The organism is Verrucosispora sp. WMMD573, assembly GCF_027497175.1.
In the GTDB taxonomy this organism is placed as follows: Bacteria; Actinomycetota; Actinomycetes; order Mycobacteriales; family Micromonosporaceae; genus Micromonospora.
Map to the genome: position 1 here is coordinate 4,794,232 of NZ_CP114901.1, position 15,571 is coordinate 4,809,802.

Sequence of the window (15,571 nt, forward strand, 5' to 3'; positions counted from 1 at the left end):
CGAGCCGTCGCGACAGGACACGCGCGAGCAGGCTCGGGGGAGGGCGGTGACGACCGCCGTGGAGTGTCGTGTGACGCGGCCACGACCGGCGTGGCCGCGCGGAAGTGGCAGGGCTGCGGTCAGGCTGGCCGGCTGCGCGGTCGCGGCGAGCGGGAGGGCCGTCGCCGGGTACGCGCCAGCCGGGTCACCCGGCCGCTGACCGCTGGCGGCGACCAGCCGGCCACAGCCATGTCGGCCGGGCCGCCGTGCGAGGTCGGGGCCTTCTCGGCGCCGCTGTGGCCCGGTGCCGGGGGCGGCGTACTCGGCCCGCGCTCGGCCGGCCAGCTTCGGTCGTGCTCTCCACCGTCGACGGCCCCCTTGTCGGAGCGCGACGACGACGCCGACGGGTAGCCGGAGAGGTGACGGGCGTGGTGATCGGCGGTGCCGAGTTGCCGGGCGCTCTCCGGGTCGAGGTCAGTGCGGTCCGGGCTGACCGGTCGCGCGGGCTCGACCTCCGGTGCTGGTGGCACGAGATCGGCTCCCGGTGCCGCCGGGGCTCCGGCATCCGGGGCGGGTTGCGGGGTCGGGTCCACCGGTGTCGGTACCGGGGCTGGCTGGGGCAGCTCGACGACCGGATCCAGCACGTCGAGCACCGGCTCCACCAGATCGAGGAGCGGATCCAGCAGGTCGAGGACCGGCGTCAGCTCCCGCAGGACCGGGTCCGCACCCTCCAGAACGGAGTTGAGCAGCGGCGGCGTGGTGTCCTGCGGCGGTTGCCCACCGACAGGGGGAGACTGCCGTCCCCCGGGCCGGCCACCAGCGGGCTCGGGTTGAGCCTCCGCTGGTTGGCCGGGTGGCGGCGTTGGCGCCTGCTTTCCCGGCGGCTTCGGCGAGGCGTCCCGCTTCGGTGGCGGGGGCTCGGTGCGCCGCCGACGATCGTCGGGCCGGAGGGGGCGGGGCCGATCGGCCCTGGGCGGATCGGACGCGTGCGGATCGGCCGATCGGGGCGCGGGACCGGGCGGCGGAGGGGGGTCCGGGGCGGGCGCATCCGACCCGAGCACCGGCGTAAACAGCCCTCGAATGAGGTCACCGACGCGGGGCGTTGCTCCGTCCTGAGTGGTGACCGGCGGCTCCCCGGCGGCGCGGGCGGAATCGGTCGAGGCGACGTCGTAGGCACACCATGCCGCTCCGGCGACCGCGGTCAGGAAACCGAGTCGTAGGACCGCGCGGGCGAGGCCACGCCGTCGTTTCGCCACCGGCGCCTCCCGTGCCCGACTGCCACTCGCTGCGAACGCACCATAACTCACTGCGACAGTGCGGTCACGAGCCACGGGCGTGTCGATCCGCAGGTGCCGAACTGGTCCAACCAGTTGACGAGTTGATGTGCCCTGGGCCACACTGCCGGGCATGACATTCGTCCCCGTCACCCGGGCTTCCGTCTCCGACCTGGTGTTCGGACAGCTGCGCGACGCCATCGTCAGTGGCACCTACCGCACCGACGACACGCTGCCCGGCGAACGGGAACTGGCCGCGACCTTTCAGGTGAACCGGCATGCGGTCCGGGAGGCGCTGCGTCGGTTGCAGCAACTCGGCCTGGTCCGGATCAGCCAGGGGGGTGCCACCCGGGTGTTGGACTGGCGGGTGCACGCCGGTCTGGATCTCGCGCTGTCCCTCGTACGCTCCGGAGACGTCCTGCCGGTCGCCACCCTGGTGCGCGACATGATGGACATGCGGGCCTGCATCGGCGTCGACGCGGCCCGGCTCTGCGCCCGCCGGGCCGACGACGCGGCGCGACGACGGATCGTCCGCGCTGTCGAGGAGTTCGCCGACCTCGCACCCGACCTGACCGCGATGGGTGAGGCCAACATCGCCGTCTGGCGGCTCATCCTGGCGGGCTGCGGCAACACCGCGTACCTGTTGGCCTTCAACAGCCTGGTGGCCGGCGCCCTGGCGGTGGCCGAGGTGCCGCCGCAGCGGCGCGCCACCGAACTGCTCGACGTCACCGGGCACCGCCGGCTGGCCTCGGCCATCGCCGACGGGCGGGACGTCGAGGCCGCCGAACAGGCCAGATCGCTGCTGACCGCCGCGCTCACCGCCCCGACCAGAAAGGACAGCCGGGCATGATCCCCGCAGTGCTCTACGCCATCCCCGCGTTCCTCCTGCTCATCACCGTCGAGGCGCTGTCGTACCGGTTCGCACCCGACGACGCCGAACGGGGCTACGAGGCCCGGGACACCGCCACCAGCCTGACCATGGGCGCCGGCAGCCAGGTCGTCGGCGTGCCGTGGAAGCTGCTGACGATCGGTCTCTACGCCGCCGCGTACACGATCTCGCCGTTCAGCCTCTCCCCCGGCGACTGGTGGGTCTGGGTGTTGCTGTTCTTCGCCGACGACTTCGCCTACTACTGGTTCCACCGGGCGCACCACGAGGTGCGACTGCTGTGGGCGGGGCACGTGGTGCACCACTCCAGCGTGTTCTTCAACTTCTCCACGGCGCTGCGGCAGAGCTGGACGCCGATGACCTCCCTACCGTTCTGGCTCGGCCTGGCCCTGCTCGGCATTCCACCGTGGATGATTTTCCTTCAGCAGTCGATCAGCCTGCTCTACCAGTTCTTCCTGCACACCGAGCGGATCAATCTGCTGCCCAGGCCGATCGAACTGCTGTTCAACACCCCTTCGCACCACCGGGTGCACCATGGCTCGAACGACGAGTACCTGGACCGCAACTACGGCGGCATCCTGATCATCTGGGACCGGCTCTTCGGGACCTTCGAGGCGGAGGGCGACGCGGTCCGGTACGGCCTGACCAAGAACATCGGCACCTACAACCCGCTGCGGGTGGCGACCCACGAGTACGCGGCCATCTGGCGGGATCTGCGGGCCGCCAGGTGCTGGCGGGAGCGGCTCGGATACCTGCTGCGCCGCCCGGGCTGGCAGCCGGCCCGATGAACACCGCAACCGGCGCCGGCCGGCGGCTGGTGGGCGTACGACTGCGGCAGCCGCAGCGGGGGGTGGCGTGGCTCTGGGTGTTCGCCGTCGTGGCGGCCGTCGAACTGGTCGCCGTCGCCACCGACGTGCTCGCGGCGCAGTGGATGGCCAAGCCGCTGCTGGCGCCGCTGCTGCTGGCCTGGCTGTGGCGGGTACGCGCGGCGGACGTCCCGATCGCGGCAGGTCTGCTGCTCGCCACCGCCGGAGACATTGCGCTGCTGGTGCCGTCGGAGACCGCGTTCCTGGTCGGGATGGGCTGTTTTCTCGGCACGCAGCTGGCGTTCGTCACCGCGTTCATCGGTCACCGTCGGCCTCGGCCGGCGGCGGTGACGGGATATCTGGCGCTGTGGACGGTGGCGAACGCACTGCTGTGGCCACGCCTGGGCGAGCTACGGCTACCGGTGCTCGGGTACAGCCTGGCGCTGTGCCTGATGGCCGCGACCGCCACCGCCCTCGGCCGGCGGGTCGCGCTCGGCGGGGCGTTGTTCCTCTTCTCGGACCTGCTGATCGGCCTCGGTGCGGCCGGTACGACGGCGCCCGGACACGGTGTGCTGGTGATGGCGACCTACAGCGCCGCGCTGTTCCTGATCAGCACCGGCTGGGTGGCCCGCCCTAGTGACCCTGGTAGAGGGCGGCGACCTCGTCGCCGAAGTGATCCTGCACCGCCTCCCGCTTGATCTTGAGAGTGGGGGTGAGCTCCCCGTCCACCTCGGTGAGATCACGGTGCAGGATGCGGAAGGTCTTGACCTGCTCGGCCCGGGAAACGCTCCGGTTGGCCCGGTCGATCGCCACCTGGATCTCGCCACGTAGCTCCGGATCATCCCGCAACGACGACACCGACGCCCCCGGGTGCCCGTGCTGCTCCCGCCAGCGCCTCCACGCCTGCGGGTCCACCGTCACCAGGGCGGCGACGTAGGGACGGCCGTCGGCGACCAGCATCACCTGACTGATCAGCGGATGCGCTCGGATCCGCTCCTCGATCGGCGCGGGCGCGACGTTCTTGCCGGCGGCCGTGACCATGATGTCCTTCGTCCGTCCGGTGATCCGTAGGAAACCGTCGTCGTCGATCGTGCCGAGGTCGCCAGTGCGCAGCCAACCGTCCTCGGTCAATGCCGCCCGGGTCGCCTCCGGGTTGTTCCAGTAGCCGCCGAACACCACCTCACCCCGGGCATGGACCTCACCGTCGTCGGCGACGCGGATCCGTACCCCCGGCAGGGGTCGCCCGACCGTGCCGATCCGCATCGCCGTCGGCAGGTTCGCGGTCAGCGCCGGGGAGGTCTCGGTCAACCCGTACCCCTCCAGCACCGTGATGCCCGCGCCCCGGAAGAAGTGACCCAGCCGCTCCCCCAGCGGCGCGCCGCCCACGATGGCCATCCGGCACCGCCCGCCGAGTGCGGCGCGTAACCGGCGGTACGCGGCGAGGTCGAACACCAGGTGCGCCAGGCGGAGTAGCTTTCCGGGCCCACCCGGCCTGTCCAGCGCGCGGCTGTAGCGCACGGCAGCCCGCTCGGCCAGGCCGAAGAGCCAGCCACGGTGCGCGTCCTCGGCGGTGTGCCGGGCCTGGTCGTGCATCTTCTCGAACATCCGGGGCACGGCGAGGATGAAGGTGGGCTTGAACCGGCGCAGCTGGTCGAGCACCCCGGAGATGTCGGCACTGTGCACCATGGTGGCGCGGTTGTGCACCATGCCGATCTGGATCAGTCGGGCGAAGGCGTGCGCCAACGGCAGGAACAGCACCGTCGTCGCACCCGGATGCAGCAACTGGGGCAGCACCGCGGTGGCGTTGCCGATGTCGGCGGAGAGATTGCGGTGCGCCAGCACGCAGCCCTTCGGCGGGCCGGTGGTGCCGCTGGTGTAGACGATGGTGGCGATGTCGGCGCTGGTCACGGCGGCTCGGCGGGCATCGACCTCGGTCACGCCGACGGTGCGGCCCCGCGCCACCAGCTCGATCAGATCACCGGCGTCGATGCGCCAGGTCTGCCGCAACTCGGGCAGCTCCGACCTCAGATCGGCGACGCTGAAGGCGTGGTCGGCGGTCTCCAGCACGCAGCCCACCGCACCGGAGTCGCCGAGCATCCAACGGATCTGTTCCGGGCTGGAGGTGTCGTAGATCGGCACCGTCACCGCACCGATCGACCAGAGGGCGTAGTCGACAAGCGTCCACTCGTACCGGGTGCGGCTGAGCAACCCGATCCGGTCGCCGTGCGCGATCCCGGCGGCGAGGAATCCGCGGGCCACCGCCGCCACGTCGTCGCGGAACTGCCGGCAGGTCACCGGCAGGGCGCCGCCCCGCCCGGAGCGGCGTACCGGCCACGACCGGGGATCCGGGTCGGGCCGGACGAACTGCACCGCGTCCGGGTCCTCGACGGCGTTGCGCCACACCTGCTCCGCCAGAGTGGTGTCCTCGCCGCTGACGATCGGCTCGACCGCTGTCTCCCGCACGCCCGTCCACCTGCCGTCGCTAACCCAGCCAAGGCCATCCGAACAAATGCTGAACGCCGATCACCCGCCGTACCCCCAGAACCCCCAAACCCACCCCGTCCCACCCCACCCCGTGCTACCACTCCCGCCTCGTCGATCTTGCAGTTTCGGTCGGCGAAACAACCCCTTTCGCGGCTTTTCGCAGGGCGAAAAGTGCAAGATCTGTGCGGGGGCGGGGATGGTCACCAGTCGTGGATGGTGCCGTCCTGGAGGCGGTTGAATGGCAGGTACGCCGGTTGGTATGGGAACCGGCCGGCGGCCTCCTCGTTCAACTCGACGCCTAGGCCGGGCTGCTCACCTGGGTGTAGGTAGCCGTCGGTGAAGGTGAACGACTGACGGAACACCTCGTTGGTGAGGGCGCCGTGCCGCATGTACTCCTGGATGCCGAAGTTGTGGATGGCCAGGTCCAGGTGCAGCGCGGCGGCCATGCCGACCGGCGAGATGTCGGTAGGCCCGTGGATGCCGGACTTGATCTGGTATTGGGCGGCGAAGTCGAGCAGCTTGCGCATGGCGGTGATGCCACCGGTGTGGGTGACCGCGGAGCGTACGTAGTCGATCAACTGTTCCTGGATCAGGGTCTGGTAGTCCCAGACGGTGTTGAACACCTCGCCGATCGCCAGCGGCGTGGTGGTGTGCCGGCGGACCAGCCGCAGCGCCTCCTGGTTCTCCGCCGGGGTGCAGTCCTCCAGCCAGAACAGGTCGTACGGTTCGAGGGCCTTGCCCAGCTTCGCGGCCTGGATCGGGGTCATCCGGTGATGCCCGTCGTGCAGCAGCGGCAGCTCGGGCCCGAACTCGTTGCGGACCGCCTCGAAGACGCCGGGCAGGTGGCGCAGGTACGCCCGGGTGTCCCAGTCCTCCTCGGCCGGCAGCGGGGTGCGCTGCGCCGGCTCGTAGTCGTAGCGCTTGCCGTCAGGGCCGGGCTGGGTGGCCACGCCGTACACGGCGTTGATGCCGGGCACCGAGGTCTGCACCCGGATCGACCGGAAGCCGAGATCGAGGTGGGCCCGGATGGAGTCGAACAGTTCCGGCAGGTCCCGCCCGGAGGCGTGGCCGTACGCCATGATGCCGGTGCGCGACGCGCCGCCGAGCAGCTGGTAGAGCGGCATCCCCGCGGCCTTGGCCTTGATGTCCCAGAGCGCGACGTCGACCGCGGCGATGGCCGCCATGGTGACCGGCCCGCGCCGCCAGTACGCCGAGCGGTACAGGAACTGCCAGGCGTCCTCGATACGGTGCGCATCGCGCCCGAGCAGCAACGGCACGACGTGGTCACGCAGGTACGAGGCGACGGAGAGTTCCCGCCCGTTGAGCGTGCCGTCACCGAGGCCGGTGATGCCGTCCTCGGTGGTGATCCTGAGGGTGACGAAGTTGCGGTCCGGGCTGGTGACGATGACGTCGGCGGCCACGATCTTCACGAGGGGTGCCTTTCCCGCGGGCCGTTAACCCGGCGGCGGCACCGGCGGCGAGTCGGGGGAACCCGCGTTGAGCTCGACGTTGTACTGGCCCGAGATGCTAGGCCACAACGCCTCCGCGCCGCCATCCGGCAACCCGCCCCGGCCGGCCGCATACACCTCGGCGGAGACCACGGTCAGCTCGATGGGCGGGCCCGGTTCACCGAACCGGAGGTGGCCAGCAGCCCGTCGAGCAGCAGCCGCTCCCGTCCGGTCAGGCGCCGTGCGGCGACCACGAGCACGTCGATGTCGCTGGCGGGCCGCAGCCCGCCGAGCACCGCCGAACCGTGCAGGTAGGCATCGACGAGCCGGCCGCCGAGCGCCCGTTCGACAAGCCCGACGAGTTGCCGGATCTGGTCCGTCACGGGCCGAGTCTGTGCCCACGCCGGGCGTCGGGGGCCACCCCGTTACCCGACACGCGCGCCGGGACACCACCTCGCTTGTGCGTACGATGCGGCACATGGCGTTGTTGCACCGGGCGGACATCCGTCCCACCAAGCTGGAGCTGTTGGCGGCCTGGCTACCGACCCGCGACTGGTACGAGGGCGACACCGACGTGGCGCGGGTGGCCGCGTACCGGTTCGACGACCCGGCCGGAGAGGTGGGCATCGAGACGCTCCTGGTCGCCGGCGGCGACGGGCCGGTGCACCAGGTGCCGTTGACCTACCGTGGCGCGCCGCTTGACGGCGCCGACGAGTGGCTGGTGGGCACCACCGAGCACTCGGTGCTGGGCCGGCGCTGGGTCTACGACGCGGTCGGCGACCCGGTGTACGCCGCCGCCCTGGCCGAGGCCATCTTCGCCGGCAGCGGACAGGCGCAGGAGTATTTCGAGGTCGACGGCCGGCGCGAGGTACGCCCGCCCAGCATGGGCATCACCAGTGACGCTCCCGCCGTCGTCGTGCCCCAGGTCGGCGCGGTGCGCCGGGTGGTCGACGGTGACCCGACGCTCATCGTCACCGACACCGTCGAGCTGGGGGTGATCCGCCGCCCCGGATCCACCGCCGCCCCAGCCGGCGCCACCTTGACCGGCAGCTGGGACGACGCCCAGGCCCCACTGGCGTACGCCGCGCCGCGCTGACCCGACACGGACACCGCGACACCGCCCGTCTTGCGCCACGGATGGCGACACCCGTCAGGCCAGGATGACGGGGTTGGTCAGGGCCGCCATCTGCCGGTCAGGATGGCGCACCTCGGCCCGGACGAAGCCGCCGTCCCGCGCGGCGGTGCGCCAGCGGATCGTGCCCACCCCGTCGGCGGGAAGTCGCTTGCGGAGCACGCTGCCGCGTTCGGTGTGCAGACTGACGATGCCGGCGGGCACCCCGGACACCCGCACCCGAACCTCGATCGGATCGCCCTCGGAGTCGAGGCGGGCACCGATGCCGGCAGCGCGGTCACCGGCCGCAGCGGTCAGTTCCAGGTCGACGGCAGCGGAGCCGGCAATCCAGCTTCGGCCGGCCCGCAGGCCGGCGAGGATCCCCTCGACACTCAGCTCCTCGGCGCAGACCACGGTATGCGGCATGCCGAGCTGGCCGGCGAGGTGGGCGTCACTGTTACCGAGCGCCGGCCACCACCGTCCCCGATGGATGTCGTGGCCGAGGTTGCGCCCCCACTCGGCCAGCGCCGCCTCGTTGTCCGCGTTCCACGGCAGGTCCGAGCGCCACTGCCCGTTCCAAACCTCCACGGCGTCGAAGCACCGGTACGGATAGGCCAGCGTCCCCGACTCGTACGGCGCGTACGGATGGGCGGCGACGCATATCCCACCCAGTTCACGAACGCGGGCCAACTCCGCGTCGATAGCGTCGTCGCGCACCCCGTACCGCCACTCGACCTGATGCCCGGGGTCGAAGCCGAGGGCGAGCCAGTGGCCGGTGTGGGTGGTGACCTCCTGCCCGAGGATGACCAGCAGGTCCTCGCCCGCGTACCGGCTCCACTCACCATGCCCGGCCGTGGTGTTGTGCTCGGTCGTGGCGACGAAGTCCAACCCGATCTCGCGGGCGGTGGCGGCGAGCTGCCCCGGGGTGAGTTCGCCGCCGGCGGAGAGTGTGGTGTGCAGGTGGACATCGCCCCGATACCAGCCGGGCTTCGGGCGGACCGACTCGCCGGTCCCCCGCGAGCCCACCGCGCGTGGCCGCTTCTTTCGATCGGGGTGGAACACCACCGCGGCAGACTACCGCCGGTCCCGGGGCCCGCTGCCGCCCGGTACGCGGGCGGCAGCGGGTGCCGTCACGAATCGGAGCACCTCGGGCCGGAGCCTCCCGCTAGGTAGCGGAGCACGCCGGTGCCATGCCCGTCCCTGACCCGGTGCCCTGGAAACCGAACTCAGTCGCCTGACCAGCGGCCATCGAGCCGTTGTAGCTGACGTTGACGAACCGGACCGTTCCGGTGCTGCCGCTGCGGCTGGCGTTCCACGCGTTGGTGACGGTAGCGCCGGACGGCAGCGCCACAGTCACCGTCCAACCATTGATCGACGTTCCGCCCGAGGTCACCCGGATCGTGGCCACGAAACCACCGTTCCACTGATTCAGCGACACCGACGCGGTGCAACCCGGCCCCGGCGACGGAGTCGTCGGAGGTGGAGTGGTCGGCGGCGCAGTGGTGGGCGGCAGTGTCGTCGGAGGCGCGGTCGTCGGAGGCGGAGTACCGCCGCCGATCGCACCCGGGACCGCCCGCAGGGCGTCGTACCAGACGGCGGCCATCTTGCTGTAGCCACGAGCGTTGGGGTGTACGCCGTCCGCCAGGTCCGCCAGCGTCAACGCGTTGTACATGTCGACCAGGTGTACGCGACGTCCGGCGTCGACCTTGCTCTGCACGATGCCGGGTATTGCCGCGTTGAAGGCGCGCACCTGACTGTCCGCTCCGGACAGCGGCACGATGGTCGCGACGAACACATCCGCCGCCGGCGCGGTGGCGGTGATTTTGTCGATGAGCGTGGACAGCCGGGACGGTGCGCCGGACGAGTTGCCGAACATGTCGTTGGTTCCGATGTGCAGCATCACCGTGCGGGGTGTGGTAGCCCGCAGCCAGTTGACCACGTTGGCGTCGATCTGCGCGATCGTCCACCCCGAGTGACCTTCGTGGTTGCGATCACCCAGGCTGCTCGGGCCGTTGGACATCGAGCCGACGAAGTCGACCTGGTAGCCGTCGGCCACGAGCTTCTGCCAGAGGTCGATCCGGTAGCCGCCGGGCACATTGAACCCGTCGGTGATCGAGTCGCCGAGCGGCATCACCCGTACTGGGGCGTCGGCTGCGGCGTTGGTCGGCCCGGCGGCGACCGCCGTGGTAGCCACGACGGCGGCAAGGGCCGCGAAGAGCGCCGACACATTCAATCTTCGTAGCATGGGCACATTCCCCGATCTGATCCGTTGCGGTCGGTCGAGTCGCCACGGCCGTTGGCGCTTCATACGTGGTGACGGTGGCAGCGGAGGACGGTCGTGCCCACGATCCATCCACTGACGGTGCCCTGAATGCGCTCACGGCGGAGGCCACACCAACCCGCTGGCCGGGACGAGCCGACCTGCGCGCCGCGATGCGTCGCACCCGAGCGCAGCCAATCCATACGCTCGGAGCCGCCCGAGACTCCCCTCCGCAGGCTAGCCGGAGAACCTTTGCGCGGACAAGATTCGACCAGCTCCTTCCACACTATGCAGTGACGGACGCCGATAGCTGGCTACTCGGTCGAGAAGACCAGTGACATGACGCCCACCGCCGGACTCCTACCCAGGGAGGATGTGGCGGACCACCCACTGGCCGCGGCTGAGGCTTCTGGTCGGGCGCGGTGGACAGTCGCTCGATCCAGCATCTACAGGCATGACTGACAACCTGTCGCGGCGGGCGTACCGGCACCGCCCCCTGATGGTCTTCGTCTCGGCGATGGCGGTGCTCGCCGTCGTCTGCGCGGTCGGCATCGTCGCCGACCAGCGGGTCCTCACCGGCGTGCCGATCTGGCTCAAGCCGTTCAAGTTCGCGGTGTCGTTCGTCCTGTACGGCGGCACCCTGGTCTGGCTGCTCTCCCTGCTGCGTCGCCGTAGCCGGGTCGCGGAGTGGGCGGTGACCGTGGTGGTCGCCATGGGTGTGGTGGAGATGGTCATCATCGTCGGGCAGGTGCTCCGCGGCACCACCAGCCACTACAACGAGACCAGCGCGGTCAACGCCGCGCTGTGGCAGCTGATGGGTGCGGCGATCATGGTGCTGTTCGTCGCGCACGTCGTCATCGGTGTCGCGGTGTTGCGACAGCCGATCGCCGACCGCGCGGTCCGGTACGCGATCGGGCTGGGACTCGGACTCGCGGCACTCGGCATGCTGGTGGCGGTACCGATGACCCTGTCGGATCAGGCTCCCATGGTCGAGGGCGTCGCCGGGGCGCACAGTGTGGGGGTGCCCGACGGCGGGCCGGGGCTGCCGCTGGTCGGCTGGAGCACGACCGGTGGGGATCTGCGGATCGGGCATTTCGTGGGGCTGCACGGGATGCAGGTGTTGCCGATCCTGGCGCTGCTGCTGAGCCGGTTCGCCGGTGGTGCGTTGGACGAGCGCGCCCGGGTGCGGTTGCTGCTCGTCGTGGGCGTCGGTTACGGTGCGGCGACCGTACTGCTGACCTGGCAGGCGCTGCGCGGGCAGCCGCTGCTCCGGCCGGACACGCTCACCCTGGCCGCTGCCGCGGCGCTGGCGGTGGTGACCGTAGCCGCTGCCGGCGCGGTGCTGGCTCGACACCGGTTTCCGGCGGCGACAGTCGAACACCAGGCGGCGGGCGCGGGTGAGCGGCGCGCGGCGGGTCCGCGCGATGGCCGGGTCGCGGGTGACGAGCGGACGGAGGTGACCGCGTGAGCGCCACGTTGTTCTCCCTGACCTTCGTGGTGGCGGCACCCTTCTGGGCGCTGATGATCCTGCTGCCGAACTGGACGGTGACCCACCGGATCATCAGGTCACCGCTGATCGTGGTCCCGGCCGTGGTGATCTACGCGATCCTGGTGATCCCGGCGTTCGCAGAGGTCCTGCCGGCGGTGTTCGACCCCAGCCTCGACGCCGTACGGGAGTTGCTGGGCACCGCCGACGGCGCGGCGGCGGCCTGGGCGCACTTCATCGCCTTCGACCTGTTCGTCGGACGTTGGGCCTGGCTCGACAGCCGCGAGCGGAAAGTCCCGCCGCTGGTGATGGCGCCGGTGCTGCTGCTGACGATCCTGCTGGGCCCGCTCGGCCTCGCCGCCTATCTGGCCGTACGCACCAGGTGGGCGGGTCCGACGGCCCCGACGAGCACCGCCTAGGCTGAGGCCGTGGCCTGGGTGGGACGGCTGTTCGACGCGCGCGACAGCCTGGTACGGATGGTGCTGCTCATCCTCTCCGGCCTGGGCTATCTGTTCTTCGGCACCCTGTCCGCACCGACCAGCACCCAGTGGGTGCTCGCGGCGCTCGCCTTCGCGGTCGGGCTGTCGCTGCACCACCGGCCGCTGGCCGGCATGCTGACCCAGGCCACGCTGCTGGCGGTCGCGATCTGGCTTCTCGACGATTTCATGATCAATCAGGTGGGTGCCAGTTGGGCGCTGCTCGAACTGACCATGGCCGCCCGCCGGGGGCGGACCATCTGGCTGGCGGCGGGTCTGCTGGCCGTGGTCGACCTGACCGACTCGATCGGCGATCCGCTGCCGCGTCTGCTCTCCGGTGTGTTCGGGCTGCTGGCGGAGGTCGGCGTTCCGCTGCTGCTCGGGCTGGTCATCCGGACCACCAGGGAGCTCGGGCAGCAGTCGCGGCAGCGGGCCGAGGAGGAGCAGCGGCGACGCGAGTCGGAGAGCCGTGCCGCACGTGCTGACGAGCGCAGCGCCATCGCCCGGGAGCTGCACGACGTGGTGGCGCACCACGTGGCGTCGATGGTGCTGCGTGTCGGGGTGGCCCGGCACGTGCTGACCGACCTGGATCCACGGGTCGGCGAGGTCTTCGACGACGTCCACGGCACCGGCACCGCGGCCCTTGCCGACCTGCGCCGGCTGGTCGCGGTGCTGCGCGACCCCGACGGCGTACGCGGCGACGCCGCGCTGACCGCGATCGAACCGTCGGCGCTGCCGGCCGCGCTCGGCGCCGCGGTGGACCGGGCCCGCCAGGCCGGTGTCACAGTGGTCGCCGACATCGACCCGGCGGTCGGCACCCTCGACGCGGTACGCGGTCTCGCGGTGCTGCGGCTCAGCCAGGAGGCGTTGACGAACGTGGCGAAGCACGCCGGTACCGCTGCGGTGGCACGGCTCTCGGTCAGCGTGGTCGATGGGGCCGTCCACTGGGAGGTAATCGACGACGGTCGCGGCTCGGTGCCCGACATCGTGCCGGTCGGCGGCGGCCACGGCATCACCGGCATGCGCGAACGCGTCGAGGTGCTCGGCGGACAGCTGACGGCCGGCCCGACCGGCACGGGGTGGCGGGTGGCCACCGTGCTGGACGGGACCCGAGCCGGCCCACGCGCGACGGAGCGCGCGTGATCCGGGTACTGCTGGTCGACGACCAGCACCTCATCCGCGCCGGCCTGCGCATGCTCTGTGAGGCTCAGCCCGACATCGAGGTCGTCGGCGAGGCCGACAACGGCCGCGACGCGATCACCCTCGCCGCGCGGCTGGTGCCCGACGTCGTGGTGATGGACCTGCGCATGCCCGGGGTCGACGGGATCTCCGCCACCAGCCGGATCATCGCCGAGCGGCCCGGTGCCCGCGTCCTGGTGCTTACCACGTTCGGCGACGACGACCACCTCTATCCGGCGTTGACGGCCGGCGCCTGTGGCTTCCTGCTCAAGGACGCACCGCCGACCGAGCTGCTGGATGGCGTGCGCCGGGCCGCCACGGGCGACAGCCCGTTCAGTCAGGAGGTGCTGCGCCGGTTGGTGCAGCGCGCGGTGCACGCGGGCACCGGGACGCCGCCGCCGGTCACCGGGCTGACCGCCCGGGAACAGCAGGTGTTGGAGCTGGTCGCCGACGGGTTGTCCAACGGCGAGATCGCCGAGCGGCTGCACGTCGGCGTCACCACGGTCAAGTCCCACATCACCAGCCTGATGACCAAGACAGGCAGCCCCAACCGGGTACGCCTGGCGCTGTTCGCCCGCGGACTGTGAGCGGCGTCAACCGCCGGCCATCGCGCCGAGGACGATGAACGGCTCCTGCCCGGCGACGACCTGCTCGGGCAGGGGCGCGTCGGGTGAGCAGTTGGAGAGATCCTCCTCGCAGGCGTAGAAGCGGACGAAGGCGCGGCGCTTGCCGCTGTGCCGGTCGCGGATGGTGCCGAGCAGCATCGGGTACCGCGCCTCGATGGCGTCGAGCACCAGGCGCTGGGTGGCCGGCCCGGGGCCGGCCACCTCGATCCGCACCTCGCCGGTCACCCCGGCGAGGGTCTTCAGGTGCGCCGGGAGGACCACCCGGATCACGGCAGCACCTGGACTTCCACGGAGAGCACGGGTGGCAGGTCCCGGACGATCGGCGCCCAGCTGTCGCCACCGTCGGCGGAGCGGTAGACCTGGCCACCGGTGGTGCCGAAGTAGATGCCGCAGGGGTCGAGCGTGTCGACAGCCATCGCGTCCCGCAGCACGTTGACGTAGCAGTCGGACTGCGGCAGCCCGTCGGTCAGCGGCTCCCACTCGTCGCCGCCCGTGCGGCTGCGGTAGACGCGCAGCTTCCCCTCCGGCGGGTAGTGCTCGGAGTCGCTCTTGATCGGCACCACGTAGATGGTCTCCGGCTCGTGGGCGTGCACCGCGACCGGGAAGCCGAAGTCCGACGGCAGGTTGCCGCTGACCTCGCGCCAGTTGGCGCCGGCGTCGTCGCTGCGCATCACGTCCCAGTGCTTCTGCATGTACAGCGTGTCGGGGCGCGACGGGTGCTGGGTGATGTGGTGCACGCAGTGGCCGACCTCGGAGTCCTGGTCGGGAATCTCCCCCGACCGCAGCCCCTTGTTGATCGGCAGCCAGCTGGTGCCGCCGTCGTCGCTGCGGAACGCGCCGGCCGCCGAGATGGCGGTGTAGATCCGACCCTGGTGGACCGGATCCAGGATGATCGTGTGCAGGCACAGGCCACCCGCGCCGGGCTGCCATGACGGCCCGCTCGGATGGGTGCGCAGGGCGGTCAGCTCCGTCCACTTGCCGCCGCCGTCGTGGGACACGTAGAGCGCCGCGTCCTCCGCCCCCGCGTAGACGGTGTCGGGATCGTCGCGGGACGGTTCGAGGTGCCAGATGCGCTTGAACTCCCAGGGGCGCGGGGTTCCGTCGTACCACAGGTGGTCGCCGACGTCGCCGACGTAGGCGAAGTCGTTGTCGACAGTGGTCCAGGTCCGCCCGCCGTCGTCGGAGCGCTGGATCAGCTGCCCGAACCAGCCACCGGACTGCGAGGCGTAGAGCCGGTCCGGATCGGCCGGCGATCCGGTGAGGTGGTACATCTCCCAGCCGCCGAAGTGCGGCCCGTCTACCGTCCAGCTGTCGCGTCTGCCGTCGGAGGTCAGGATGAACGCGCCCTTGCGCGTCCCCACCAGTACGCGTACACCACTCATGAGCGTTCTCTCGTCTTCGTCGGGTCGGCGCGACGGTCGCCGCGCGGCCACCGCACCGACATTCTTCAGTCCTGGTCGGTCTACTCCTCAGGTACGACGATTTGGCATCAGCGGAACGGAAAGCACCGCGTCCGCCGCGCGGATCCCCCGGCTTCTGTCGGATGCCCGTCACTG

At 71.2% G+C, this 15,571-nt stretch carries 16 protein-coding genes; 8 read left to right on the forward strand and 8 right to left on the reverse strand.

Features of this window, described 5'->3' with window-relative positions; genetic code table 11:
- Positions 1-119 precede the first annotated feature (119 nt).
- Positions 120-1,235: a hypothetical protein gene (locus tag O7601_RS21885; protein WP_281562956.1), complete on the reverse strand. Its 1,116-nt coding sequence runs from the start codon at positions 1,233-1,235 to the stop codon at positions 120-122.
- A gap of 151 nt (positions 1,236-1,386) precedes the next feature.
- On the opposite strand from O7601_RS21885, the gene O7601_RS21890 reads away from it, so the two are divergent.
- Genes O7601_RS21890 through O7601_RS21900 form a run of 3 tightly spaced genes read left to right on the forward strand, consistent with a single transcriptional unit; the run spans position 1,387 to position 3,643 of the window.
- On the forward strand, positions 1,387-2,103 hold the full coding sequence (locus tag O7601_RS21890) for a GntR family transcriptional regulator (protein ID WP_281562957.1): 717 nt from the start codon (positions 1,387-1,389) through the stop codon (positions 2,101-2,103).
- Positions 2,100-2,927 (forward strand): sterol desaturase family protein, encoded by an 828-nt coding sequence (locus O7601_RS21895; RefSeq protein ID WP_281562958.1) that lies wholly within the window; start codon positions 2,100-2,102, stop codon positions 2,925-2,927. Before O7601_RS21890 ends, O7601_RS21895 begins: the two co-directional genes overlap by 4 nt.
- The gene (locus O7601_RS21900; protein ID WP_281562959.1) at positions 2,924-3,643 is read left to right on the forward strand and encodes a lysoplasmalogenase; all 720 of its coding nucleotides are present in this window, start codon (positions 2,924-2,926) and stop codon (positions 3,641-3,643) included. Before O7601_RS21895 ends, O7601_RS21900 begins: the two co-directional genes overlap by 4 nt.
- On the opposite strand, the gene O7601_RS21905 is transcribed toward O7601_RS21900, so the two are convergent.
- The 3 genes from O7601_RS21905 to O7601_RS21915 form a co-directional block, all read right to left on the reverse strand.
- A complete protein-coding gene (locus O7601_RS21905; protein ID WP_281562960.1) occupies positions 3,579-5,408 on the reverse strand; it encodes an AMP-dependent synthetase/ligase in 1,830 nt (609 codons plus the stop codon). The genes O7601_RS21900 and O7601_RS21905 overlap by 65 nt on opposite strands.
- Before the next feature lie 221 nt (positions 5,409-5,629).
- Complete coding sequence (gene manD, locus O7601_RS21910) at positions 5,630-6,859, reverse strand: D-mannonate dehydratase ManD (protein ID WP_281562961.1); 1,230 nt, start codon at positions 6,857-6,859, stop codon at positions 5,630-5,632.
- 173 nt (positions 6,860-7,032) lie between these two features.
- On the reverse strand, positions 7,033-7,260 hold the full coding sequence (locus O7601_RS21915) for a nucleotidyltransferase domain-containing protein (RefSeq protein WP_281562962.1): 228 nt from the start codon (positions 7,258-7,260) through the stop codon (positions 7,033-7,035).
- A 95-nt stretch (positions 7,261-7,355) separates the two neighbouring features.
- On the opposite strand from O7601_RS21915, the gene O7601_RS21920 reads away from it, so the two are divergent.
- Positions 7,356-7,973: a hypothetical protein gene (locus tag O7601_RS21920; RefSeq protein ID WP_281562963.1), complete on the forward strand. Its 618-nt coding sequence runs from the start codon at positions 7,356-7,358 to the stop codon at positions 7,971-7,973.
- 54 nt (positions 7,974-8,027) lie between these two features.
- Here the strand turns inward: O7601_RS21920 and O7601_RS21925 are convergent, their stop codons facing one another.
- Together O7601_RS21925 and O7601_RS21930 are read right to left on the reverse strand one after the other, a co-directional pair.
- Positions 8,028-9,053 (reverse strand): CehA/McbA family metallohydrolase, encoded by a 1,026-nt coding sequence (locus O7601_RS21925; protein WP_281562964.1) that lies wholly within the window; start codon positions 9,051-9,053, stop codon positions 8,028-8,030.
- A 100-nt stretch (positions 9,054-9,153) separates the two neighbouring features.
- Positions 9,154-10,233, reverse strand: a complete 1,080-nt coding sequence (locus O7601_RS21930) for a cellulose binding domain-containing protein (RefSeq protein WP_281562965.1) — start codon at positions 10,231-10,233, stop codon at positions 9,154-9,156.
- A gap of 469 nt (positions 10,234-10,702) precedes the next feature.
- Between O7601_RS21930 and O7601_RS21935 the strand changes: the two genes are divergently transcribed.
- Genes O7601_RS21935 through O7601_RS21950 form a run of 4 tightly spaced genes read left to right on the forward strand, consistent with a single transcriptional unit; the run spans position 10,703 to position 13,976 of the window.
- Positions 10,703-11,716: a hypothetical protein gene (locus O7601_RS21935; protein WP_281562966.1), complete on the forward strand. Its 1,014-nt coding sequence runs from the start codon at positions 10,703-10,705 to the stop codon at positions 11,714-11,716.
- Positions 11,713-12,153 (forward strand): ABA4-like family protein, encoded by a 441-nt coding sequence (locus tag O7601_RS21940; protein WP_281562967.1) that lies wholly within the window; start codon positions 11,713-11,715, stop codon positions 12,151-12,153. The genes O7601_RS21935 and O7601_RS21940 overlap by 4 nt, the downstream gene beginning before the upstream one ends.
- Positions 12,154-12,162: 9 nt before the next feature.
- Positions 12,163-13,353, forward strand: coding sequence for a histidine kinase (locus tag O7601_RS21945; RefSeq protein ID WP_281562968.1), 1,191 nt, complete (start codon positions 12,163-12,165; stop codon positions 13,351-13,353).
- The gene (locus O7601_RS21950; RefSeq protein ID WP_281562969.1) at positions 13,350-13,976 is read left to right on the forward strand and encodes a response regulator transcription factor; all 627 of its coding nucleotides are present in this window, start codon (positions 13,350-13,352) and stop codon (positions 13,974-13,976) included. Before O7601_RS21945 ends, O7601_RS21950 begins: the two co-directional genes overlap by 4 nt.
- A gap of 6 nt (positions 13,977-13,982) precedes the next feature.
- On the opposite strand, the gene O7601_RS21955 is transcribed toward O7601_RS21950, so the two are convergent.
- Both O7601_RS21955 and O7601_RS21960 read right to left on the reverse strand, forming a co-directional pair.
- A complete protein-coding gene (locus O7601_RS21955; protein ID WP_281562970.1) occupies positions 13,983-14,285 on the reverse strand; it encodes a MoaD/ThiS family protein in 303 nt (100 codons plus the stop codon).
- Positions 14,282-15,397: a sialidase family protein gene (locus O7601_RS21960; protein ID WP_281562971.1), complete on the reverse strand. Its 1,116-nt coding sequence runs from the start codon at positions 15,395-15,397 to the stop codon at positions 14,282-14,284. The genes O7601_RS21955 and O7601_RS21960 overlap by 4 nt, the downstream gene beginning before the upstream one ends.
- Positions 15,398-15,571 lie beyond the last annotated feature (174 nt).